Source organism: Nitrososphaera sp. (genome assembly GCF_037447015.1).
Classification (GTDB): domain Archaea; phylum Thermoproteota; class Nitrososphaeria; order Nitrososphaerales; family Nitrososphaeraceae; genus Nitrososphaera.
Window position 1 is genome coordinate 83644 of sequence record NZ_JBBIHK010000002.1, and the last position, 21855, is coordinate 105498.

Annotated in this window: 25 protein-coding genes and 1 tRNA gene; 9 read left to right on the forward strand and 17 right to left on the reverse strand. The window is 55.8% G+C overall.

The features are described from left to right. The first annotated feature begins 86 nt into the window (after positions 1 to 86). Complete coding sequence (locus tag WKI84_RS01415; RefSeq protein ID WP_337861729.1) at positions 87 to 407, forward strand: hypothetical protein; 321 nt, start codon at positions 87 to 89, stop codon at positions 405 to 407. Positions 408 to 465: 58 nt separating this feature from the next. On the opposite strand, the gene WKI84_RS01420 is transcribed toward WKI84_RS01415, so the two are convergent. The 4 genes from WKI84_RS01420 to WKI84_RS01435 all read right to left on the reverse strand — a co-directional run bounded on the left by WKI84_RS01420 (position 466) and on the right by WKI84_RS01435 (position 6244). Next, positions 466 to 577 (reverse strand) — tRNA-Asp (locus WKI84_RS01420). Positions 578 to 791: 214 nt separating this feature from the next. Continuing rightward, positions 792 to 2771 carry an AAA family ATPase gene (locus tag WKI84_RS01425; RefSeq protein ID WP_337861730.1) on the reverse strand — a complete coding sequence of 660 codons (1980 nt, stop codon included), beginning with the start codon at positions 2769 to 2771 and terminating at the stop codon, positions 792 to 794. A gap of 185 nt (positions 2772 to 2956) precedes the next feature. Further along, positions 2957 to 4810 (reverse strand): DUF790 family protein, encoded by a 1854-nt coding sequence (locus WKI84_RS01430; protein WP_337861731.1) that lies wholly within the window; start codon positions 4808 to 4810, stop codon positions 2957 to 2959. A gap of 3 nt (positions 4811 to 4813) precedes the next feature. Continuing rightward, a complete protein-coding gene (locus WKI84_RS01435) occupies positions 4814 to 6244 on the reverse strand; it encodes a DEAD/DEAH box helicase family protein (RefSeq protein ID WP_337861732.1) in 1431 nt (476 codons plus the stop codon). Positions 6245 to 6423: 179 nt separating this feature from the next. Between WKI84_RS01435 and WKI84_RS01440 the strand changes: the two genes are divergently transcribed. The 4 genes from WKI84_RS01440 (at position 6424) to WKI84_RS01455 (ending at position 7763) form a co-directional block, all read left to right on the forward strand. After that, the gene (locus WKI84_RS01440; RefSeq protein ID WP_337861733.1) at positions 6424 to 6612 is read left to right on the forward strand and encodes a hypothetical protein; all 189 of its coding nucleotides are present in this window, start codon (positions 6424 to 6426) and stop codon (positions 6610 to 6612) included. Continuing rightward, positions 6609 to 6968, forward strand: a complete 360-nt coding sequence (locus WKI84_RS01445) for a hypothetical protein (protein ID WP_337861734.1) — start codon at positions 6609 to 6611, stop codon at positions 6966 to 6968. The genes WKI84_RS01440 and WKI84_RS01445 overlap by 4 nt, the downstream gene beginning before the upstream one ends. A gap of 128 nt (positions 6969 to 7096) precedes the next feature. After that, complete coding sequence (locus WKI84_RS01450) at positions 7097 to 7306, forward strand: hypothetical protein (RefSeq protein ID WP_337861735.1); 210 nt, start codon at positions 7097 to 7099, stop codon at positions 7304 to 7306. A 34-nt stretch (positions 7307 to 7340) separates the two neighbouring features. After that, positions 7341 to 7763, forward strand: coding sequence for a helix-turn-helix domain-containing protein (locus WKI84_RS01455; protein WP_337861736.1), 423 nt, complete (start codon positions 7341 to 7343; stop codon positions 7761 to 7763). Here WKI84_RS01455 and WKI84_RS01460 read toward each other — a convergent pair. The 8 genes from WKI84_RS01460 to WKI84_RS01495 form a co-directional block, all read right to left on the reverse strand. Continuing rightward, positions 7750 to 8424 (reverse strand): hypothetical protein, encoded by a 675-nt coding sequence (locus WKI84_RS01460; protein ID WP_337861737.1) that lies wholly within the window; start codon positions 8422 to 8424, stop codon positions 7750 to 7752. The genes WKI84_RS01455 and WKI84_RS01460 overlap by 14 nt on opposite strands. A 1-nt stretch (position 8425) precedes the next feature. Beyond that, complete coding sequence (locus tag WKI84_RS01465; protein ID WP_337861738.1) at positions 8426 to 9007, reverse strand: proteasome subunit beta; 582 nt, start codon at positions 9005 to 9007, stop codon at positions 8426 to 8428. Positions 9008 to 9089: 82 nt separating this feature from the next. Further along, on the reverse strand, positions 9090 to 9920 hold the full coding sequence (locus tag WKI84_RS01470; RefSeq protein WP_337861739.1) for a MarR family transcriptional regulator: 831 nt from the start codon (positions 9918 to 9920) through the stop codon (positions 9090 to 9092). Between the two features lie 153 nt (positions 9921 to 10073). Next, entirely contained in the window at positions 10074 to 10361 is a 288-nt protein-coding gene (locus tag WKI84_RS01475) for a stress response translation initiation inhibitor YciH (protein WP_337861740.1), read from the reverse strand. 86 nt (positions 10362 to 10447) lie between these two features. Continuing rightward, positions 10448 to 11434, reverse strand: coding sequence for a trypsin-like peptidase domain-containing protein (locus tag WKI84_RS01480; protein WP_337861741.1), 987 nt, complete (start codon positions 11432 to 11434; stop codon positions 10448 to 10450). Between the two features lie 44 nt (positions 11435 to 11478). Further along, positions 11479 to 12072: an NAD(P)H-dependent oxidoreductase gene (locus tag WKI84_RS01485; protein ID WP_337861742.1), complete on the reverse strand. Its 594-nt coding sequence runs from the start codon at positions 12070 to 12072 to the stop codon at positions 11479 to 11481. A 161-nt stretch (positions 12073 to 12233) separates the two neighbouring features. After that, a complete protein-coding gene (locus WKI84_RS01490; protein WP_337861743.1) occupies positions 12234 to 13178 on the reverse strand; it encodes a methyltransferase domain-containing protein in 945 nt (314 codons plus the stop codon). Between the two features lie 32 nt (positions 13179 to 13210). Further along, complete coding sequence (locus tag WKI84_RS01495; protein ID WP_337861744.1) at positions 13211 to 13780, reverse strand: OsmC family protein; 570 nt, start codon at positions 13778 to 13780, stop codon at positions 13211 to 13213. Between the two features lie 153 nt (positions 13781 to 13933). Here WKI84_RS01495 and WKI84_RS01500 point away from each other — a divergent pair, with 153 nt between their 5' ends. Continuing rightward, positions 13934 to 14245 (forward strand): hypothetical protein, encoded by a 312-nt coding sequence (locus WKI84_RS01500; protein WP_337861745.1) that lies wholly within the window; start codon positions 13934 to 13936, stop codon positions 14243 to 14245. A gap of 30 nt (positions 14246 to 14275) precedes the next feature. Here the strand turns inward: WKI84_RS01500 and WKI84_RS01505 are convergent, their stop codons facing one another. Further along, entirely contained in the window at positions 14276 to 16315 is a 2040-nt protein-coding gene (locus tag WKI84_RS01505) for an AAA family ATPase (RefSeq protein WP_337861746.1), read from the reverse strand. A gap of 88 nt (positions 16316 to 16403) precedes the next feature. Here WKI84_RS01505 and WKI84_RS01510 point away from each other — a divergent pair, with 88 nt between their 5' ends. The 3 genes from WKI84_RS01510 to WKI84_RS01520 all read left to right on the forward strand — a co-directional run bounded on the left by WKI84_RS01510 (position 16404) and on the right by WKI84_RS01520 (position 18590). Next, positions 16404 to 16988 (forward strand): OsmC family protein, encoded by a 585-nt coding sequence (locus WKI84_RS01510; RefSeq protein WP_337861747.1) that lies wholly within the window; start codon positions 16404 to 16406, stop codon positions 16986 to 16988. A 148-nt stretch (positions 16989 to 17136) separates the two neighbouring features. After that, complete coding sequence (locus WKI84_RS01515; protein WP_337861748.1) at positions 17137 to 17598, forward strand: hypothetical protein; 462 nt, start codon at positions 17137 to 17139, stop codon at positions 17596 to 17598. Positions 17599 to 17903: 305 nt separating this feature from the next. Continuing rightward, a complete protein-coding gene (locus WKI84_RS01520) occupies positions 17904 to 18590 on the forward strand; it encodes a hypothetical protein (protein WP_337861749.1) in 687 nt (228 codons plus the stop codon). Between the two features lie 72 nt (positions 18591 to 18662). On the opposite strand, the gene WKI84_RS01525 is transcribed toward WKI84_RS01520, so the two are convergent. The 4 genes from WKI84_RS01525 to metG form a co-directional block, all read right to left on the reverse strand. Further along, positions 18663 to 19388, reverse strand: coding sequence for a hypothetical protein (locus tag WKI84_RS01525; protein WP_337861750.1), 726 nt, complete (start codon positions 19386 to 19388; stop codon positions 18663 to 18665). Between the two features lie 75 nt (positions 19389 to 19463). Then, entirely contained in the window at positions 19464 to 19610 is a 147-nt protein-coding gene (locus WKI84_RS01530) for a hypothetical protein (protein ID WP_337861751.1), read from the reverse strand. Further along, complete coding sequence (locus WKI84_RS01535) at positions 19604 to 20185, reverse strand: nicotinamide-nucleotide adenylyltransferase (protein WP_337861752.1); 582 nt, start codon at positions 20183 to 20185, stop codon at positions 19604 to 19606. Before WKI84_RS01535 ends, WKI84_RS01530 begins: the two co-directional genes overlap by 7 nt. After that, on the reverse strand, positions 20182 to 21849 hold the full coding sequence (gene metG / locus WKI84_RS01540; protein WP_337861753.1) for a methionine--tRNA ligase: 1668 nt from the start codon (positions 21847 to 21849) through the stop codon (positions 20182 to 20184). Before metG ends, WKI84_RS01535 begins: the two co-directional genes overlap by 4 nt. Between the last annotated feature and the right edge of the window lie 6 nt (positions 21850 to 21855).

The following is a 21855-nucleotide window of genomic DNA, read 5'->3' on the forward strand; positions in this document are numbered from 1 at the left end:
TCCTTTTTATCTTATAGAATGCAAGCGAGAACTGCTTAAGAGCAGATGCAGTATGTATATGTCATTACAATAAAGGGCTTGGAAAAATGGCGAAACTGACTGTAGACATCCAGGAAGGCTTCAGGGGCGACTCTGTGGTGGTCAAGGTCGACGGCAAGGTGGCGTTCAGCAAGGACGGCGTGACCACGCAGCTGCTGAGGGGCCCGGCGGCAGCGTTTTCAACAGAGGTAAATGACTCGGGGCGGCCGGTAAAGCTGCACGTGATAGTAAAGACGAGGAACCTGGAAGGCTCCAAAGAGTACAGGGTGAATGAGGATATGCATGTTGGAATCTCGATAGAGGAGAGCGGCAGCGGCGGCGGCAAGGAGGAGATAGTGTTCCGCGAGGGCCCGTTTGGATACCTGTAGCAGCATATATGCTGCTGGCAGTTTTTGGCGGCCGGAAATGAAAGAAAAGATGTGTAAGCGCCCGGGCCGGGATTCGAACCCGGGTCGGAGGAGTGACAGTCCCCCATACTGGACCGGACTGTACGAGGCCAGCTGAGCGCATCAGCCAGGCTTCTCTATACTACCCGGGCGCACGTAACGCAACTCTTGGAGGAAGCAATTAAAATGTTTTGATTTTAGTTTAAAGCAGAAATAAAAAGAAGACCTCTTTCGAGTCGTATTGCTCTTTTAGCGCTTTTCCTTATAAAGTAAATCCCCTTAGCGCCCGTCATTAGATAATGACCTGCAAAATATGTATCGGCAAAATGCCTACCACCTACTCTGATGAAATGCACTGCCGGACTCCTAACTTCTTGATTTACTGACTACTATCCGCAAGAATGACCTTATGGTTTCTAGGCAATCTGGGTTAATGCGCGCAAGTAATCTTGCGAACTCAGAAGCAATTGCTGGTTTTGAGCCCTTGAATTCCCTCTCTGCTTCCCTATACAAATTCAAATCAATGTTACGCATAAGATCCTCCAAGTTTCCGTCCTCTATGACGAATACCGGGCCATTTTCTATTATGCTATCCTTCCTAATAGAGCCGTAAGTATCAAAGAGGTTGCCTGCATCAGCGTCTGCCAAAATAATATACGGGATCTCAAATCCGTCCAGGTACCTTCTGTATTTGATAAAGTTGTTCTTCCCTCCCACACTAGTTACTACTACATCGTTTCTTTCGAAATCTAGAGAATCGTCAGTTGAACCCAAATAGCCTGCCAATCCAAGAAGATTATGCTCTGATTCCCCCTCTACTAGAACCACACACCTGCCAAAAAATAACCTAGTGTCGATCTGATGTCGTAGGTTGCTCTTCTTTTCTCTAAACCATTCTTCCAATTCTTTGTTCAATCTAGAGACCTTACTGACGTGCTCACTCTTTCGAATGTAGATAATGCTGGCATCGCCATCGAAAAGCTCGTGACGAACCAGTTCTGGAGAATGAGTGATGATTAAGAACTGGTTATCGTAGTTGGTCTTCTCCAAGAATCCCATGACTGATTTCATCAGGGGTAGGTGTAAATTCACTGAAGGTTCATCCAACAGAATCAGAGAACTGCTAGTGCCATAAGACAATGCAAGAAGATACAAAATTTCGCCAAGCCCCGACCCTACTTGATCCAGAGGATATTGTTTGTTTAATTCATTATCGATTATTACAATGGATGAAGATGTGGGTCTACGTATTTCATCTTCTCCAACGAAGTTTCCTTTGCCTTCTTTTTGATATTGCAAGTGCACGTCAAAGCTCAGTTTATTGGAGCCAAGGATCGCCTCAAAGGCAGATTTTATGGTCGCAAATTTCTTTCTGTCCTCCAGCTTTTGCGAGTTCTTGAGGGTAAAAAGAAACTGAGCGACGTTCCTGCCATCTGGCTCCAAGCCTGCTACATAATCCAAAGAGTGAGCATTGGCAAATGATTTGAGCTTTTTCTCAAAGTCTTCATCTCCAGTTCTCAAGTGGTCCGCAAACTCTGTTCCATTGCGAAAATTTCTTCTTTCGGTTGTCGAGAACGTCCTCTTTTTTAATAGTGTTCCAAGCAATGGAAGGAACATGACATAATTGTTCATGCCTAGTTCCTTATCTTGGAAAAGGAGCAAATTCTTAATCAGCTGTTTTCCTTCTGGTGACATATTTTGAGCGATGTTCGGAGTTATATCATGTACAACGAACCCCTTGTCGTTGGCCTCATTCATGATTGCATCAACCTGATTCTTTGCTTCAGAAACATCTGAAAGGCTCCCGAGGAATTCATGTAACTTAGGCTTTTCCATTATAGAATATCCATTTTTCTTGCCTTCTCTTGCTATGACTACTGAACCATTGAAATGTTGTGAATACATCCGTAACCCTATCTTCTTGAATTCTATCTCGAAGCTAGGAGTATCTCCTGCTTCCTGCATATTTGGTTCCCAAGTAAGTTTGATTCTAAGAACATCTAAGACCTTGCATAAGGTGTCTCTATTTGAGAACTTGTAATATTGTGTTGAACGGTTAGAGCCTTCAGAGAAAAAGCCAAGAAAGTCTACTAGAATTCCTACTTCCTCCTTTGAGAGTTGAACTTCGATCTCGAGAAAATAGTCCGTAGCTCCAGCTGTAATCTCCCAATCCTTAAGGTATCTGTGGGTGGCAAGAGATTCAATCAGCAATTTTATCATCCTAAAAAGGTTAGATTTGCCAGAATTGTTAGGACCCACAATAACAGTTTGACGCGAGAATTCCATTTTAGTTTCGTCGCCATAGGAGTAAAGGCCCTTGCAACTGAGGCTATTCAGAAAGACCATTCTCGTAAAAGATCTTCCTAGGCTTATATAACATATTTCCACAACGTCTGAAAACGTTGCCTTCTGATATGCCGCTAGCCATGCGGCATAGGGACCAACGAATGTATCGGGCCGCTGTGTCTACATTTATACAAGAAACTGAGAGCTAGAAGAAATGCTAAAATCTTTTGGTCGACTGCGACTCCTCACTGTGTTCTCTTTACCAGAGTTGCAGAGCCCGGGTCGAGGCTCTCCCACACCACGTCGTACCCCAGCTTTGATATGAGCGCCGCCTGGCAGGACTCTGGAATCCCTTCCTGCGCCAAAAGCGCGCACGCCTCCGTGAACCTTTCCACGCCTGCAAGCGCCGAGCCTATCCTGCCGGCCTTTTCCCTTGACACTAGGTGGGTGCCTGCGACTTCGACATACCTGTCTCCGTAATCCCTTTTCACTATCTTTAGGACGGCTTCGGCAGGCAGGCTCCCGTCCCCCATCCTGCGCGCGACCTCGCCGACTGCGACGACGGCGTCCTTTGCAGGGTCGAGCTCTGCCTTGAGGCCCGGGTCGCCTGCACTCCTTTCCACGGCCTCCCTGTCTATCGCTTTCAGGCATTCAAGTATCGGGCTGACCGGCACGCTGCCTTTACGGTAAAAGATGAGCCTCCCCCTTGGCATCACCCTCTGCATATGGGAAAAAGACGGCATGGAGGAGCAGGCCAGGTCTTCGTCGAGCGCGATGAAAAGCTCTATCATTTCCTCTTTTTGCTGCCCGCCGTCGAGCCGGGCAGAATACGCCGAGCCGAATATGTCTGCCAGCTTTTGGAACTTGCGCTCAAGGTACTCGGGCGTCCAGAACCCCACTATTTCCAGGTACACTTTTTTCCTGCCGGGCTTGGCAAAGAGAAAGTCGGGTATGAACGCCCTGCCGCCTGACACGACGAGCGGGTCCGGCTCCCTGACGAGCTTCCATCCTGCATATTCGTTATTGCTGCCGCCGGCCACGCTTGCAAACCTCTGCGCAAATTTTTCCTCCACCGCGCTGTCAAAGGAATAATGCTGTTGCTGTCGCTCGTCGGGTTGAGACTCCCTTCCCATCTGATAGAAAGGGTCTGCCAGGAGGGCGGGCGCGGTAGAATCGGACATCCTGAACTCGTATTCTGCCCTGTTACCATCCATCGTTTTTCTGAGAACCCATGCGCGGACCTCCCACCTGCCTCCGGAAAACACGATATGGGGCAGCAGCTTGGCAAGGGCAGTCCCGTACCTGTCGGTCAGCTTGAACAGCCCAGGCGGGCCTTCGAGCGAGCAGACGATCTTTTTTTCTTTGCTTTTTTTCGCATTGCCGCCGTTACCTTCTTCTTCTTCGTCGGCTGCATGCAGGTAGTACATCAACCCAAGCCGCTTTACCTGCCGCAGGACGTGCTTCCAGCCCCGGCCTCCTGAAACCAAAAAATCGAGCCGGGTGCTGCGGAACAGAAGCGTCTGCATCAGGGCCAGGTTGTACCAGCCTGCAAGCGCCCGGGCGTCGATCCTGTCATGGTCGTCGAACCTGTCAAGCACGAGGTTGTCTTCAAGGTCGCCCCACATCGCCTCCAGCACGGCGTCGGCAGACGGGGCCTGCAACTTGGCCGCCACGGCGCCCGCTATCTCTGCGCGCTCTGACGGCGTCAGCGCCAGGCCGCGCCGGGACGACTCCTCAAAGACGGCCCTTCTTACCGCTGCGGGGTTGAGCAGCGCAGGGGAAAAAGCGCCCGCCGTAGTAGAGCTGGTAGTAGCCGGCAAAAACACGCACCTCCTTTCAAGCAGCGCATAAAGCCCCCTCACCAGCTTGGCGCGGTCGCTGCTTGCTACTCCTCCCACGCCGCTGCCGCCCTCATGCCCAGACTCGATGACTGCCTCTATCTTGGCCTCAAGCTCGGACTTTTTCTCCCTGCTCTTCCAAGCTTCTCTGAACTCGTCTATTATCCTGCCTGCAAGCTCGACCTCCTCTTCTGTCGTGATAAAGAGCGGCGTCACGGTTCTGTTCCTCGACCTTGCCCTGAGCAGCGGCTCTGCAAGCACGGGTCAGGTTCGCGCCTCCTGCTGCTGTTGCTGCTGCTCTTTTTCAGTCTGCCGCCGCGCTTTCTGGAGCGCCCTCTTTCTCTTGGCGCTTGTCACCGTCTCTTCCCTCGTTTCGGCAGAGACCAGCTCTATAAGCCGCGCTTTTTTCTGGCCTCCCTTGCCGGGGCGCAAGAGCCTGCCGAGCCGCTGTATGAACTCCCTGGCGCTCCCCGTCCCGCTCACGATTATCCCGAGCTCTGCGTCCGGCACGTCGACCCCCTCGTCGAGCACCTTGGAAGTCACGATGGCGGTGTAGCGCCCCTCCTTGAAGCCCTGCAGGACGTCCTGCCTCTCCTCCTTGCCGGTCTTGTGCGTTATGAACGGGATTAGGAACCTGCCTGAAATGTCGTAGACCATGCTGTTGTGCTGGGTGAATATTATCGTCTTTGTCCCGCTGTTCTCGGCCAGTATCTCCTGCAGCTCGTCCAGCTTGGCCCTGCTGTTCAGAGCAATGTTTGCGGCCCTGTTCCTTGCCAGCAGCGCCTCCCTCGCAAGGGGGCTCCTGCCGGACATCATGACCAGCTTTTCGATGGATATGGCAGAATAGTTGGCGCCAAAGAGCGAGTTGATGCACTCGTGGTATCTTTGCATGACCTGCCTGTACTGTACAAGCTCTTCCGGCAGCATCTCTATCTTTCTCCTCTCTATCTCGTAGGGGGCCAGGTGCTTTTCCCTTGCCAGGGCGTCCGGGCTTGCCTGGAACACCACGCCGCCGACGAGTGCTGGCAGGTCGCGGTGGAGCTCGTCTTCCCGCTCTATCGTGGCTGTGAGTCCCAGGCGGAAGGGGGCCGTCATCTGCTCTGCAATCGTCCTGTAGCCGGGCGCGGCCAGGTGGTGCACCTCGTCAAAGACGACGAGGGCAAACATGTTGCCAAGCGAAGAGACGCGAAGGTACGCCGAGTCGTACGTCGACACCGTGACCGGCCCGATGCTGTCTGCGCCCCCGCCCAGGTTGCCTATTTTTGCGTTTGGAAAATGGCGGGCAAGCACTCCAGTCCACTGGTCCATCAGGTCGAGCGTGGGCACCACCACGAGGGCGGCAGCGCCTGCGCGCCTTATCGCCTCGACGCCGACGAGCGTCTTGCCCGAGCCGGTTGGGAGCACGACGCACCCCTTCATGCCCGCTGCCGCCCAGCTGTCCAGCGCCTTTTGCTGGTAGTCGCGCAACTGCTGCAATGTCGACGGTTCTCCAAGGTTCGGGCGGGGCAGGACGCCCGGCGCGACATTGTCCTCGCAGGCTATGCCGCTGCGCTTCAAATAATCAACGATGCTCTGGTAGTGCATGGCCTGCGCTCGCAGCACGCCCGTCCTCGGGTCCAAGACTGCAAAGGGCATGTGGGCGATCCCCCGTATCACGATCGTGCCCCTGTCGTAGTCGAGCGCGGCTTTGAGCACCGGGTTTCTGTGCTAAAAAGCATTAAAAGTCTTGGCCGAAAGAGAATCCGGAAGAATTACTGCTCCTTCCTTCCTTGCGCGCTGCTTAAAAGCTGCTCTGTCGCTGGATGGCGGCGCGCAGACTGACGGGCAGACAACGCTTAATTATCACTCTCTGCTCTCTAACAGATGCGGCATATATGTTGGCTTCCGAACGCGATACACGCAAAATAGCCTTCAAGAACGAAGAAGAAAAATCCAGGGCATTCTACGAGCTGGTGCATTCACGCGCACGGTTCAAGGGCATAGGCAAGAATGCCTTTGTCGTCTCAAAGAAGGACTGCCAGGTTCTCAAGGAGAAGGACATCGCATTCTACGAGCTGGATTGAAAAAGAAAGAAGAAAAGTTGTCAGACCTCAAAGTAGAGATTTTGCTGCCGCTGTACTACAACGCCGCTAACCATTCCGGCAACCGCGCCAGCATCGAGGGCGGCAAGTACACCCAGACGTACAACGAAATCATCGACAGGTTTGGCGGCTGCACAATAGACAATTCCCCGCTGCTTGGCGGCTGGCTGAACCCCGCCACCGGCAAAGAAATCCAGGATGAGAACGTGACATACTGGATAGTCTGCAAGAATACGAAATCAAACGTCCAGTTCTTTTCCCGGCTAAAAGGCGTGCTGAAAAAGAGGTTCCAGCAGGACGAGATAATGATGTACTATATCGAGATACACAGGATCTGACGCGACAGGACAGCTTTTTTTACGAGCTGAAATCATGGTAAGCTGTGTGGCGCCTTGTAAAATATCTGGAAGAAAATGAGCAATCGATCCTTTCATCATCGCCATCAGATCAAGCAGGGCTTGTCGCCGTGCTGCAAGAGATCTGGCAGGGCGGCGGCCAGGAAAAAGACTGTGCAGCCCTTGCAGCTGCGGTAACTGCTTCTTTCTACCTCGGGAGGCGGGCGCAGCAGGCAAAAGACTCTTCTTCAAACGATAAAAGCGCCGAGCGGTTCTTCAGAGAAGCTGTCGCGGCAGCGTTTGAGACGGGCAAACAGTCTGCAATCACAGGCCCGCCGTAAAGTTTTATTAGCAAGTACGCTTTTCTTACCTGGTATGTCAGAAACACCACTGAACAGGGAAGGCTATGCCCCCGCGCAGGCGTCTGCCTCCTGCCCCGTGATCGACATCTGGGAGGTGCTCGGCCGCCGGTGGTCGCTCCTCATATTGAAGAACCTCAGCACAAAAGAGACGATACGTTTTAACGAATTGAAAAGAGCGCTTGCCGGCATCAGCAGCACCGTGCTTTCAGAGCGCCTGCTGGAGCTTGAAAGGGAGGGGCTGGTGTCAAAAAAGATCTATCCTGAAGTGCCGCCAAGGGTAGAGTACAGCCTGACGCCGCAGGCCAAAGAGCTTGAAGTGGTGATAAAAGAGCTGGCGCGGTGGGTCAGCCGCTGGAAGCGGCCCGTGGCGGCCGCTGCGCCGCCGGCGTCGTCAAAGGAAGAAAAAAAGGAAGCCGGCGCTGCTAAAGCCTCCTGAACTGCTTCTCCTTTGCAGTCACCACCCCCACCTCGACGACGGGGCGCTCGCCAAGGGCCGTCTCTATCGCCTTGTTTGCCAGCTGCGCGGCCTGCTCGACTGTCATGTCGGCGCTGTACCCCCTCTGGATGGCGTCAAGCGCCGAGTCGGCCGACTGCCCGATGGCAAACCCGGCGCCCCTGAAAAAGGTGCCGCTCGGGTCCACCTGGTACATGTGCACGCCCGTCTGGTCTGCCCCTGCAACGATGACCGACGCGGCCTGCGGCCTCACCGCGTATATCGTATAGTTGTGCAAATAGCCTCCTAGGTGCTTGGCAAGCGAGCCCACGTCTATCGGGCTCTCAAACGACAGCCTGTGCTTTTGCGCTTCAAGCCTCAGCTCGTCTATCAGCGACAGTATGTCGCCGATGTAGCCTGAGCCGGTGGCCCCTACGTGGGCGTCGATTGCAAACACTTTTTCAGTCGGCTCCATCAGCGGCCTGGCCGGCTTGATGTGGCTTGCAAGCAGGGCAAACTGCGGGGTCTTGATGCCTATCGTAGTTGACCCTCTGCTGACTGCCTCCAGCGCGCTGTCCACCAGCACCAGCCGGCCTTCCGGCCCGTAGAACGACGGGTAGCGGCCTGCTGCTGAAGCTCCAAAGCCTGTCGCAGACTCGGCCATCTCAGGAAGCCGCCTCCTTTACCCTGATCAGGTTCGGTATCACCATCGTGTCGATTCCGTTGCCAGAGCCCGGGTCGCGCTCCATCGCGGCTGCGACTGCCTTTGCAGCTATTTCTTGCGCTTCGGCGTTTGTCAGGTCCTTGCGGTACAGGCTCTCCAGCACGCCGTACGCTATCGGCGAGCCCGAGCCGGACGACGCAAAGTCCTCCCCTATGATGGCGCCGGACATGTCTGCCGTGTAGACGTGGCCGCCCTCTTCGCCGACCCCTGCCACCAGCAGCTCGACGTAGTAGGGCTGGTAGTTGCGCAGGCCCGAGTACGCCAGGTTGGCTATCAGCCTGGCCGACTCCCTGACCGTGAGCGGAAAGCCCCTGCGCAGCTCCATCAGCTTGCGCTCGGCCTTGGCGACCTTGATCAGGTACTCGGCGTCTGACAGCTGGCCTGCTATTGCGATTGCAAGCGTGTCGTCCACCCGTGCTATCTTTTGCGTTATCTTGGACCCGATGAAAAAGCCCTTGCTGGCCCTCTTGTCAGAGCCGAGCACGACTCCTTCCTGGGTCTTGATGCCGACTATGGTAGTCATATGCTGGATCTATAATGGAGGGGTGGGAATGAATTGACCGCGTATTTCAAAAGCCGGTCACACATGCCTGCTACTATTACTACTAGTTGTTTATGAAATAATAATTGTTGTTCAAAACAAGCGAGTTGCTGGCCGGCCTTTGCAGCCGGTCCTGCAGCGCCCTCGTTATGTGCTCAAAGATGGCGTACGAGCCGGCCATCGCCTGCAGCTTTTCCCTGTCTGTGCGGGCGTTCGTCTCCACGACCACATAGTCGGAGATCATGCGCAGGTTTATCTGGAACGAGCCGTCGTCGCTTGACCACTGGAGCGTAAAGCCCGTGCCGCTTTCGATGAGCCCGACCCAGCGGAGGTTCCTGAACCACTTGCCGGCAAGCGGGCGCACAAGCTCAAAAGCCTTGACGTTGTTGACCGGTATGTATGTCTGCAAGAGCTGGAAATATTCCCTTCCGCCCCGCGCCTGCTGCCGTTGCTGCGCTGGGAGCCCGGCTCCTACCTTTGAGACGGCCTCTGCGCCGCTGCGGCTGAGGTGGTAGCCGATTCCAGACTTTTCCACAAGCCTCATTTCGGCCAGCCTGTGCAATGCGCGAGAAAGGCTCTGCTGGTGCATGCCTAGCCGGCGCTGGATGCCCTTGAAGGTAAAGCTGGCGCCCTCCTGCTCATGGAGGAGCGCAAGGATCCTGCCGTCGTTGGCGTGCAGGTCGTCAGGAGAATAAGCTTCCTCCTCCCCCTCCTCCTCTTCTTTTTTGTGGACGAGAACCTGCTGCTGGCCGCTGGCGCCGGCAATGTTGCCAGAGACGACGCCAAGCTTGCTGCCATTATCGCCGTCGCTTGCTGAGGCAGCAGCGCGGCTCTGGGGGGCGCCATCATCTGCTGCCGCCACTGCTGCAATTGCGTCGTCCTTTTTCTCTTCCACCCTGGCTTTGCTCTCTCTCTACATATCCCAAGAGGCGGTTTCAGGATATAAATCGTAAAGTAGCCTGCCCGCTAGCAGGTAAGCATTTTGCTACCGCATAGTATAGAGGGAGACTGTCACATTCTGCACACGACCAGCTTGGCCCTTCTTTTCTCACATGACTTCTATCGCGTCCTCGCCAAAGCCCATCGCGATGAGCATGGCCTTGACCGTGTCGCGGTGGTCGCCCTGCAGGATTATCTTGCCGTCCTTGAAGGTGCCGCCCGTGCCGATCTTGGTCTTCATCTTTTTCGTGATTTCGGGCGCGTCCTTGCGGTCCTGCAGCCCGGATATGACCGTCGTTGGCTTGTTGTACCTGCGTATGTCCTTGGAAATTATTATGCGGGCTCGCTCCTTGTCTAGCTCCCGCACCAGCTCGTCCATCGAGAAATCGTCAGACACTATCGATCCTACTATTGGCTGTCATTGCAGAAAAGCCTTTTGGAAACCAGAATGAGGAGGAAAAAAAGAAAAAAAGATTACTGCTACTACGGGCGCTCGTCCACCTGCACTGCCACCTGGAACTGCCGCCCGTAGCGGTTCACGGTCAGGTTCACCCTGTCATCGACGCGCTTTTTCCTCACGTACGACGCAATCTGCGACGGGTCGTCCACCCTGCTGCCGTCTATCTCCTCGATGATGTCACCCCTGCGCAGGCCGGCGTCGTCGGCGGGGCTGTACGGCTCGACGCCTGCCACCAGCACGCCTTCCTGCCTTCCGCCGCTGCCACCACCACCACCGCCACCAAGGCCATAGTACCTGGCTACTCCGGGAGTCACCTTGATGGATGCGATGCCTATCCACGGCCTGCTCACCTTGCCCTTCTCCACCAGCTCGTCGAGGATCTCCTTGGCCGTGTTTATCGGGACTGCAAAGCCGATCCCCTGCGCGTAGGGCATGTTTGCCGTGTTTATCGCCACCACTTCGCCTTTGGTGTTCACAAGCGGCCCGCCCGAGTTGCCCGGGTTTATCGCCGCGTCGGTCTGCACAAGCTCCAGCACGCTCCCCGACCTTGCCTGTATGCTCCTGTTAAGCGAGCTCACGATGCCGGCCGTAACAGTCGGCCCGCCTGTCAGCCCGAACGGGTTGCCTATGGCTATCACTATCTGGCCCGCCCTGAGCGCCGACGAGTCGCCAAGCTCTGCCGCAGGCAGCGGCCCCTCATCGTCGCCGGACTCGACCTTTATCACGGCCAGGTCGGTCGCCTCGTCGCTACCCACCACCCTGCCCCTGAGCACCCTGCCGTCTGCCGTTGTGACCTTGAGCCTCTCGGCGTCGTCGATGACGTGGTTGTTGGTCAGTATGTAGCCCTTTTGCCCGTCGATGACGACGCCCGAGCCGACGCCCTCGACAGGGAACACCCTGTACAGCTGGTCCTGCATCATGCGCACGCTGGCAATGTTGACCACGCTCTTGCCCGCCTTTTCCACCGCGTTCACAAGCACGTTTTCGTCCACCGGTATCATTGCTCCCATATACGGGGCCGGCGGGTATAGCGACCGGCTACGGCAGAACCCGGTCACGACCGCCTGTAGCGGGCCGCAAACGTGTCGTCGTCCCTGCCCGCCAGGTCCTGCGCAAACTGGGCCTTTATCAGCCGGCCGTACACGACCAGGTCGCGGGCCATCATCCCTATCCTGTGCTCCACCCTTGGCCCGGGCCTGCCGCCTGTGAAATCCTGCTCGCCGTTTATCGAGACCCCGTACGGCATGCTCCACCCGTAGCACTGGCGCACGGCAGTGCGCATCTGCTCCATGACGGTCAGCCCCTTTTCGTGCGATGCCACCACGTAGCCGAACAGCTTGCCGGCAAGCTCTTCGTAGAAAAAGTCGAGGAAATTTTTCAGCGTGCCGGACATCGAGCCGTGGTAGTCCGGCGAGGCCAGTATGAAGGCGTTGGCCCATTCCACCTCCCTTGCAATCCTTTCAGGCATGGCTTTGCTCGGAGAGTAAAAGGGCACGTCGGCCTTGGCAAGCTCCAGCAGCCTGACCTGCGCGCCGCGCTTTTGCGCGTTTTCAAGCGCGATCTTTAGCGCCTTTGTGCTGTACGAGTTTGCGCGGGGGCTGCCTGCGACCCCAAGCACGTTAAAATCGAAATCGTCTTCTCTGGACACTGCCTTTCATTTGCAGGCGACGGGATTTAAGGATGGCAGCAACCCTGCGCAGAGCAGGTAAGCGCCGGCTGACTCGCTTGAAAATCGATCTCTCCTGCAAATTTCCGCTCCGCCGGGGTGCAAAGACGCAATGACTAGCAAAAACTACGACATGGCGGCGCTCATGACCACCGCCGCTGGCGCTGGCCGGTCGCACATATCACCTCATTGTCCAGATCGATCCTGCCGCCGGGGCCGGCGTACGGCCTGGCAGCATCGGCTATCGACTTCCATAACTCTTCTTTCCTTTCATCTGTCTGGCCGGCTATCATGGTGTGGATAGGCGCGGCTATCGACCGGTGGAAGCGCATAAAGTCTTCTGCGGAACTGAACGAAAAGGTGACAGTCATCTTTTCGGTCCTTACGTTGCCAAACCCTGCACGGGCAAGCGAGCGCCGGAGGGCAGCCTCGTCGGCGAGGCGGAAAGGGCCAAGGGCGCCCGGGGGCGGAGGAGGGGCGCTTATCTGCTTCCTTGCGGTGCTAAAAGCCAGATCGAGCAGCGGGACTCTGGGCGGTGCAGACCAGACGGCTGCAGAGAGGATCCCGCCGGGCACCAGGGCCCGATGCATCTTGTCCAGGGTGGCGTCGAGGTTTGGAAAGAACATGAGGCCCCACCGCGAAAGGACTGCGTCAAACCTGGAATCGTGCAGGCCGACTGCTTCCGCGTCGCCCTCTTTAAATTCAACGACTTGCTCGAGGCCGTTCGTCATGGCCCTCTGCCGGGCAATTTCGAGCATCTGCGGCGAGATGTCGATGGCCGTCACGCGCCCGGAAGGCCTGACGCGCTTTGCCGCCGTAATCGCCGGCTCCCCTATCCCTGTTGCCACGTCAAGGACACGGTGGCCGGGCTTGACCTCTGCAAGCTCGACCAGTCTGTCGCTGACTTTTTGCGCGCCCTTTTCAAACGTCTGCCACCACGCAAGCCAGCCCTGAGCAACGCCGTCCCAGCTCTGCCTCTGCATGGCTTTGTACTGCTCCGGATTGAACGGTGCTGGAGGTGACGGCTGTGAAGAGGAAGGAGGGGGAGGGCTTGCGCCGCCGTTGCTGCTACCATTATTGTCGCCCATGCCTATTTCTTCTCTGCTGACTTATGAATAATTCATTGCGCTACTACCACTATTACGGACGTGCCGTTTGTCAGCGTGTCCATGGCAGGCGACAGTTTCTTTCCGATCTCGTACAGCTGTTTTAACTGCTCTTTTGTGGCAGACCTGCTGTCGATGTGTACGTTGACCCTGAACTGCTGCGCCCCGGGCCTGACGTCTGCTGCCAGCCCGGAGAACCCTCTCAAATCGACGTCGCCTTCTGTGTCGATCCTGATCCCGTCCAGCTTTATGCCCATCGCCGTTGCATGCGCAACGATTGTCTGGGCGATGCAGCTGCCGAGGCTGGCCATGCAGCTTTCGCATACGGTGGGGCCCTTTGCCTCTCCTGACAACTGCTCTGGAAAGTCGCAGACCATGGCATACTCTTTCCCCCTGGGTACGGTCATGCCGCCGATTAGCGGGTCCTTGCACGTGGACCTGGCCGCAAAGCCGCTGCCGCTCCATTCCGTCCTCACGGAGAATGTCGCCTTTGCCGCCTCCGGCCGGCTCTTTATTGAATCAAAGACCGAGCCGAGCACCTGCACGTTGACGCCGTTAAACGATCTTTCGCTGTTCACCGTCATCTCGGTATATGGTGCGGGCGCGGATCGATTAAGCATCGGGATTAACAGAAAATGTGAATGTGCCTTCCTTTCTTCCTCTTTCTTTTGCGCCTGCAAGAAAGGAAGCATAATCGTTATATCTTTTGCCGGCCATACCTGGCTGCAAAAAGAACAATGATGTACGTCCTGTACCACACTCACAGGGGCGCCGACTGCCCCGGGAAGGACCCGAACATGATGAAGGAGCTGGCATCAAAATTTTCCAGAGAAAGCCTTTCTGAGAAAAACGTCAAGATGCTTGACGTGTTTGTGGACCAGTCGTGCATGCTCCAGCAGACCAACAGGGACCACTACTGCCTGTTCGTCGTGGAAGCCGAGAGCTCTTCAAACCTGGAGCAGCTGTTTGCGCCCATGCGCATTGATGTCCGGCCCATGATAAGGTGGCCCAGTTTCCCGCTCAAGGGCGGCGACGAGGCCGGCGGATAAAAATGTGTGTGATGGATTGCTACTTCTTATTTACTTGGCCATGTCCGAGTAGGATTTGGATTCTTCCAGCCTGCCGGTAGCAAAACACAGCCGGGCCAGCTTCATGTAGGCGTTTTTCAGCGGCTTTTGCATCCCGTGCCTCTGGAAGGCAGCCGCTGCTTCAACCAGGTGCCTCTCGGCGGCCTGAAAGTCGCCTCGCAGGTACAGGGCCTCGCTCAGCGTCTTTTGCGAGTACGCGATCAGGAGCTCGTCGCCAAGCTCGCGCGCAATCCCCAGGGCGGCGTCAAGCCGCTCCCGGCCTTCCTGCCACCTCTCCAGCATCGACAGCGCCTTGCCCTCGATGTTGTAGAGGTAAACGAGCCAGTCCTTTTTGTTGCTGCCGCTGGCTATGCGCGAGGCGCTGATCTGCCCGAGCGTTTCAACGAGGGGCGCCGCGTACCCCTCCTCGAGGAACCTGTATTTTTCTTCGGCCACCTCTTCTGCCAGTATGGCTGCAATCCTGGCGATGTTCTGGCACCTCACAAGGTGGTAAAGCGATTCGACCACGCCTTCAGCCGTGTTTTGTGAAAGGTAGTACAGTGCGGCAGGCTCGTGTGCCTCTTCAGGGTACGCCAGCATCGAGTAGAGGGCCTCCCTGAGCATGTCGTGGAGAAAGAATTCCTGCCCGGCCGCCGTCCTGCTGACCAGCATTTTCTTTTCCAGCGAGTATATCAGGTGGTTCAGGTTCCTTTTTCCCTGGACGCCGGGGCGGAGGGCTCCAATCCTCACCGGAGTCCGGAAAACGGACAGCGACATCAGGACGCTCAACTCGTCCTGGCTCAAAAGCTCCAGGATTTCCTTCCTGAAATACGCAAGCAGTTCTCCGGCTGAAATGTTTTCAGGCGGTTTTTTCGTCTCGCCGGCGCCTCCTCCTCCTACTTCCCTCTCCCTTGCGAGCATGCAAAACATTTTCATGGCCATCGGGTGACCTGCGAACCTCTTCCAGATGCCGTTCACGGCAGACGATGACTTGCCGGCAGCAGCAACAACATCAGCAGAATCGCCTATTCTAAAGCTTGACAGCATCTCTTCAGACTCGTCCAGCGGCAGCCCGGACAGAGTCAGCTCTTTGCTGCGGGCATTGTCCAGAAAGAAGGGTGGCTTTGACCGGGACAGCACCAGCGCCTTGTTGCCCGGCTCCAGCTTTAGCTGCAGGTGCCTGAGAAGGACAGAGATCTTTTCGTCCCTTACCCTGTGGTAGTCGTCAAACACAAGGATACAATTTCGCAGCCTGTTGAGGTCGGCAGTCAGTATCTCCAGGCTCTCCGGGCCGGTCGCTGCCGCCACGCCGTTGTTGTTGCTGCCGCCCCTGCCGGCGGATTCATCATCGTCATCAAGATGGCTGAGCAGGCCGCCGGCGCCGTTCTTTGAAAGAAAGAGCGCCAGCCTGCCGACAAGGTAGGCGAGGGTGTCTATCTCCTTGAAGGTGTGCCAGAAAACCCGGCTGGCCCCCGCCTCTTGCTGCTGTTGCTGCTGTTGCTGCTGGACGAACTTTCTAGCAAGGGACGTTTTCCCTATGCCCGCGATTCCGCTTATAAAGAAAAAGCTCGCCCTGCTGTCTGACAGCAGTTTCAGCTCGGCTCCCCTCCCTACTATCGGAGAAGCGTCGTAAGGCGCGGCTGACGGCTCGCCAACGCCTGATTCCGCGTCGGCCTTGGCGGCAGAAACCTTTCGGCCTTCGGCCCTGCCTTTCCCGCTGTACCGGACCTGCAGCCCGTCCCGGGCCAGCTTGACCGAGATGTCGTGCGTGGTGAGCGAATACAGCTTGACGTTCTGGCCCAGCCTTGTGCCCCAGGAGCCTTTGACCAGGCCGTGCCTCTCCATGGCCTTGAGCCGGCGCACCACGTCCCCCTCCTTCTTGTCCAGGTACCGGGAAAGGTCCCGGGGACTCAGGGGCTGCCTTCTGAGCAGCGTGATGATCCTGGCGTTGACCTTGTTCCCCATCAGTTTCAGGAGGACTTCAGACTCGCCTGCTGCTCTTTCTTCTTCCTCTTCCTCTTCCTCTTTGCTGTCCATGAGGCACTGATCCATTCAGGGCGACGGTTAGCAAATAATCTTGCGGAGTTTCAATTTTTTGTTAAACCCGGAACTTAATCGTGTTTTATGCACTGTTACAGTCATGACAACAACATCATCTCAAAAGATAGAGTCAGTGGTTAACGGCATAGACACAAAGCAGGTCCAGCAGATAATCGACGCAGTGAAGGGCAACCCGGCTGTGGCGCAGGCCACCTTCTCCACCACCACCGCATGGGCGAGCGGCTTTGACAACGAGACTGCCATCAAGGATTTCGAGCTGGGAAAGAACAGGGTGGCAAGGCCGCAGGCTTTCAGGGTCGCAGGCGACCACCCGCCAGAGCTGCTCGGGACAAACAGGGGGCCGACCTCGGTGGAGCTCCTCCTCGCCGCGCTGGGGCACTGCCTTGCGTCAGGCTGGTCCACATACGGGGCGGTGATGGGCGTGCCCATACAGGAGCTGCGGGTACAGGTGGACGGGGACATGGACCTCCAGGGCATGCTCATGCTTCCCCAGCCGGGTGCCGTAAGGCCGGGCTTTCAGGAGATAAGGGCAAAGTACTTTGTAAAGAGCAGGGCGGGCAGGCAGGAGATAGAACAGGTCAGAAAGCTGGCCGAGGACCTGTCGCCCACCAGAGATTCCCTGCGGGCGGTGAGGTTCAGCTCAGATCTGTTCATCGAGAACTGACTGATCTGGCGTGCTCTGCTGCGTTGGCGGCGGCGCGGGATTAGAGGGAGTGCGCCCCCGTCCTCCTCTCTTTCTTTCTTCTCCCACCCCTCCCCTCTCCTCCTTCTTGCCCGTCGCTGCCCGGCAGAGCATCACAGGGCTCTGCAACATGGACTGGAAGATTGATGAAAGGCGTGCTGCTGCGTTAATTTCCGTGGATGGCTGCCCAGCAGCAACAGTTCTCCTTTTGCGTGCAGTTTGGGCAGTCTCTTGGAGACTGGCTGGCGCGGCATTCGGAAGGGAGGCAGCCGCAGTCGGCACATCTTATTTCCATGCGCTATTTTATCAGCGCCCCCCCCCACGCCCCATAATAATATACGCAGGCGCCCATGCGTGGCGTATTGAAAAAGCAGCAGCGCTTTTCTTTCTCTCCCGCCGCACTTTTGCGCATCCAATAGAGAGGAAATATAAAAGAACAATTATTTCTGCCATTTTCCACTGGAAACGCGCTAGCGGTCAGAGCCAATCAGTCGTCCCGCTCGGCGTTCTGCGCAGGATGGCAACCACTTTGGCAGGTTGCTTCTTTATTGCCACTGTTGTCGGCGTCTATCTGCCAGGCGACCACAGCTAGTTACGTCTAAATTTCTTGCCACGAGTATGTCACATCAACATAGTTGCCTTATTCCGAGCCGGAGGGTTTACATGAAAGATAAAAGGAATGCATTTCGTTATGCCTCGATATAGGGTAACTTTATGTGCTACTATCTCAACAACTCAACAGGGCGATAGTGGAGGCCCGGTTTTCTCGGTGCCCAATGCCTCTAACCAAGTATACTTTTACGGGATCGTTGTCGGAACCACAGTAATTAATGGATTCACGTATCCATATACAGCCCATGGGAGGGTATATCCAGCGAGTTAGGAGTATCATAGCAGATGCCAAAACCCCTTTCTTTTTTGTTCATCGGAATTGGGGCGGCAGCAATTGTCATACTTGGATATCAGCTACTTGCTAACCAAGACGGTAATGATAGTGGTGGTGATGATGGTTTGAATGATACGAACAGCAAAAACCCCTTCAAAGTTACCGGAAAGATCTTGATGGAGGTTGGAAAAGGACGGTCTCTGCCCGGACTAGCACTATCGGTAAATGCGACACAGTCTGTTTACCTAAAGGAATCTGTGTCACACATAGCTTTTTGGGAGATTTTTTCAGATTGGAAAAAGGACGGTTCTGCCGAAAGCTCCCTCCGTATAACTGATAATAAAGGTATTATTGATGTAACTGATCCGTCACAATTTATAGTGAATCCTGCAATAATGGGAACCGCAGAAGTTATTTGCCCTTCTGACAAGAATATCCGAACCGTGGAGTTTGGATCTCCCTATATCGCACCTCTAAAGAAGGGAGTCCAAGGAGATATACTTATCAGATACAATCTGGGCATGATAACCCCTGACAACGAAAAAGAATATCGCCTAAAGTTTGCATCGTTCTACGAAACTGAAGTGAAACTGCCAGACAATGCGATAATAAAATCAAACAACGATGAGATCTGCGACATTGACTACGCAGGTTTTTCCAAGATATTCTTGTATGATACCATATTCGAGTTGATTTAGGATGCTGGACAACCTGTTGGATGACCCCGAATAAGATTTCGTTTGAGATGTATGCGTATGCGCATCTCTACGTTAGTCGTCTGTCTCGGCGTTCTGCAGCGGTATGGCGACGACCTTTTCCTTCTGGGCTGCTGCCGTCACCCCGGGCCTAGGCGCAGTAGCAGGACCACCAACAACCGCGCTTTCGGTAATCACCGGCTCTGCGGCAGCGGCAGGAGACGCGCCCCTTGCGTCTATCTGCCGGCTCTTGACAAGAAAGTCCTTCAGGATCTTGCTGCGCTCGTCGGCCATCTCGCTTGTCTTTACCTCAAAGACGCCGTGTATGACCAGCCGGTCCTCCTTCTGGTACAGCCCCACCTCGATGAGGCCGTGGCCGTTGCCCGTGATGGCCTCCTTCATGCTCTCCACCAGCAGCTGCGAGTCTGGGTAGGGCCGGGGTATGTACGACACGACTTCGTCGATTATCGTGTCTCCGTATATCATGACCGGGTTACTAATCAGCATGTGGTTTGGCACCTTGATGAGCCTGCCCGTTCTGACTGAAGGCAGGCGCTCGCCGTCGCCCACCTCCATGACGGTCGTCCTCAAGAGCCCGATGTGCATCACGTCGCCCTTTGTCACCGGCAGGCCGGCGGCCGATATCTTGATCCTGTTGCCGGGCTTGATGTCCCTCGTCTTTTTGATGACCACCGTAGACACGAGCGCGGCGATGTAATCCTTGAAGACTATGCCTATGCCCATCGAGCTAAAGACTATGCTCAGGAGCGGGACGTAGGCCATAATGTCCGCAGTGGCCATCTCTCTGACAGTGCCAACCTCCGAAATCAGGTTAAGGCATCGACTTGCAAACTTTAAACAACTGGTTCAAAAGTGTTAGACCGTTATCTGCCTGCCGCACGAGAGGCATTCGACTGTAACTGATTTTCTGTTGTCGTCGTCGTCCCTGCGCACGATGCTGAACTTTTTGCCGCCGCAGCCGGGGCAGACGGGGCACGCCCTCAGACCTTTTATCCTTACCATCTGTTTGGATCCGTGTCCGATCTGGTCAGCATCTTTATCCTCTCAACGCCGCCGGCCTCCACTATGGCCTTTGCGACGGCAGGCGGCACGAGGCGCTCCCACTCTTCTTTTTTATTGTCGCCTCCGGACGCAATCAGTGCCCGGATGTGCGTGCCGTTGTACTCCTCCCTGTTGGCAAACTCGGGCTTTCTGACAGCGACTGACGGGTCCTGCGAGCGTGCAAGGTAGTCCACGAACTCGTTGCCGGAATACAGCGCGTCAAACGGCGGCACCTGCGAGCGCAGGCCAGCCAGCCAGCGTGCGTTGTTCTCGTCGTTTGCCACAGGCACTATGTAGCACCGGGCCAGGTCAACGCCGGCTTCTTTCAGCGCAGCGTGTATCATGGATACGCGCTCTCCGGCCGTGAACGGGTCTTTCTCGATAAAGTTGAACTGGGCGCTTCCGATCACTATTACAAGCTCCTCGCACTCTGCCAGCGCCTGTCTGGCAAGGGCAAGGTGGCCGTTGTGGAACGGCTGGAACCGGCCGGTCATGAGGCCGCGCCTGAACCTCATCCTCATCCTCTTCTTCGTCATTTCCTGGTACCCAGCTTTGCCTTTTGCTCCTCTATTTCCTTTGCCTCTACCTTTTTGAATATCGGCCCGACCTTGCCCAGGCGATGCCCAGGCTGCACCCTCAGCTCGGAGGCAGACTGCCAGCTCTGGGCGTGCACGCTCCCTTCGAGGCCGAGCTGGGCCCACATCTTTTCAGACGAGAAGGGGATGAACGGCTCCAGCAGGATGGCAAGCGACCGGGCCGCGTTTGCAGAGACGTAGAGCGTGGTCGCGGCGGAAGAAGAAGTCTGGCTTTCGCTCCAGGGCTTTTTCTTTTGGAAATACTGGTTGAAATGGTTGGAAAGGGCCAGTATCCTCTTGAGCGCCCTGTCCGTCTCGTTTGCCGCAAGGAGCTGGCCGGCCTCCTCAACAGTTTTGCCGATCTCGTCGACTACTGCCGCGTCGTCGGGGCCAAGCTCGCCGGCCTCCGGCACCCTGCCCTCAAACGCCCTTTGCGTGAAGGAAAGCGCCCTGTTGACAAAGTTGCCGACGCTTGCGATGAGCTCGTTGTTTATCTTGTCTGCAAAGCCGGCAAAGTCAAAGTTCAGGTCGTCCTGCGAATATGTCACAATAGAGGCCATGTAGAACCGCAGGTAATCGGGGTTGAACGCCGACGTGAAATCCCTGAGGCCGATGTACCAGTTCCTGCTCTTTGATATTTTCTGGTTCTGGAGCATGAGGTGCCCCCTCGTAGGTATGTAGTCTGGCAGCTTGTATTCCTCATCGATGCCCATCCTCATCGCCGGCAAAAACAGGTAGTGGTGGTAGACGATGTCCTTGCCGATGTAGTGGTATATCTGCGAGCTGTTCCAGAACTCTTTGCCGCTGACACCCTTCTTCTTTTCCTCGATCAGCTTGACCATCGTCGAGATGTAGCACAGGTGGTTGTCGAACCAGCCGTAAAAGACCTTGCCCTCGGCTCCCGGTATCGGCACCCCCCACGAGAGGTCGCGGGTGATGTCCCAGTCCTGCAGCCCCTCGTCTATCCAGTTTATGACGTAATTTCTGACATCGGGCTGGAGGCGTGGGTTTGAAGACAGCCACGCCTTTAATTTTTCAGAGAAATTGGAGAGCTTGAAAAAGTAGTGCTTGCTCGTCTTTTTTACGGGGGGCCGGCCGCATATGGCGCATTTTGGCTCCAGTATCTCGTCCGGCACCCTGCCGCATTTCTCGCACAGGTCGGAATACTGGTTGTCTGCGCCGCAGAACGGGCACCTGCCCACCACGTAGCGGTCGGGCAGGAACTTGTCGTCAAACTCGCAGTAGAACTGGACCACGTCCTGCTCGTAGATGTGGCCGTTCTTTTGCAGCTTGGCAAAGACGTACTGCACGAAACTGACATTCTCTGGCGAGCTCGTGCGGTAAAACAGGTCAAACGAGATGCCTATTGAAGCAAAGTCCTCCCGGTCGCGCTGGTTCCAGTAGGCGACGTAATCCGCGGGAGTCTTGCCCTCCTTTTCCGCCTTGATCAGGATGGGCGTGCCAAAGTCGTCGCTTGCGCAAATGTGGTAAGCTTCGCGGCCGCAGAGGCGCATAAAGCGGGTAAAGATGTCTGCCGGCAGGTAGGTCGAGGCTATGTGGCCCAGGTGTATCTCGCCGTTTGCGTACGGCAGCGCGCTTGTCACGATGATGCTTTCTTCCGGCATCTTTCC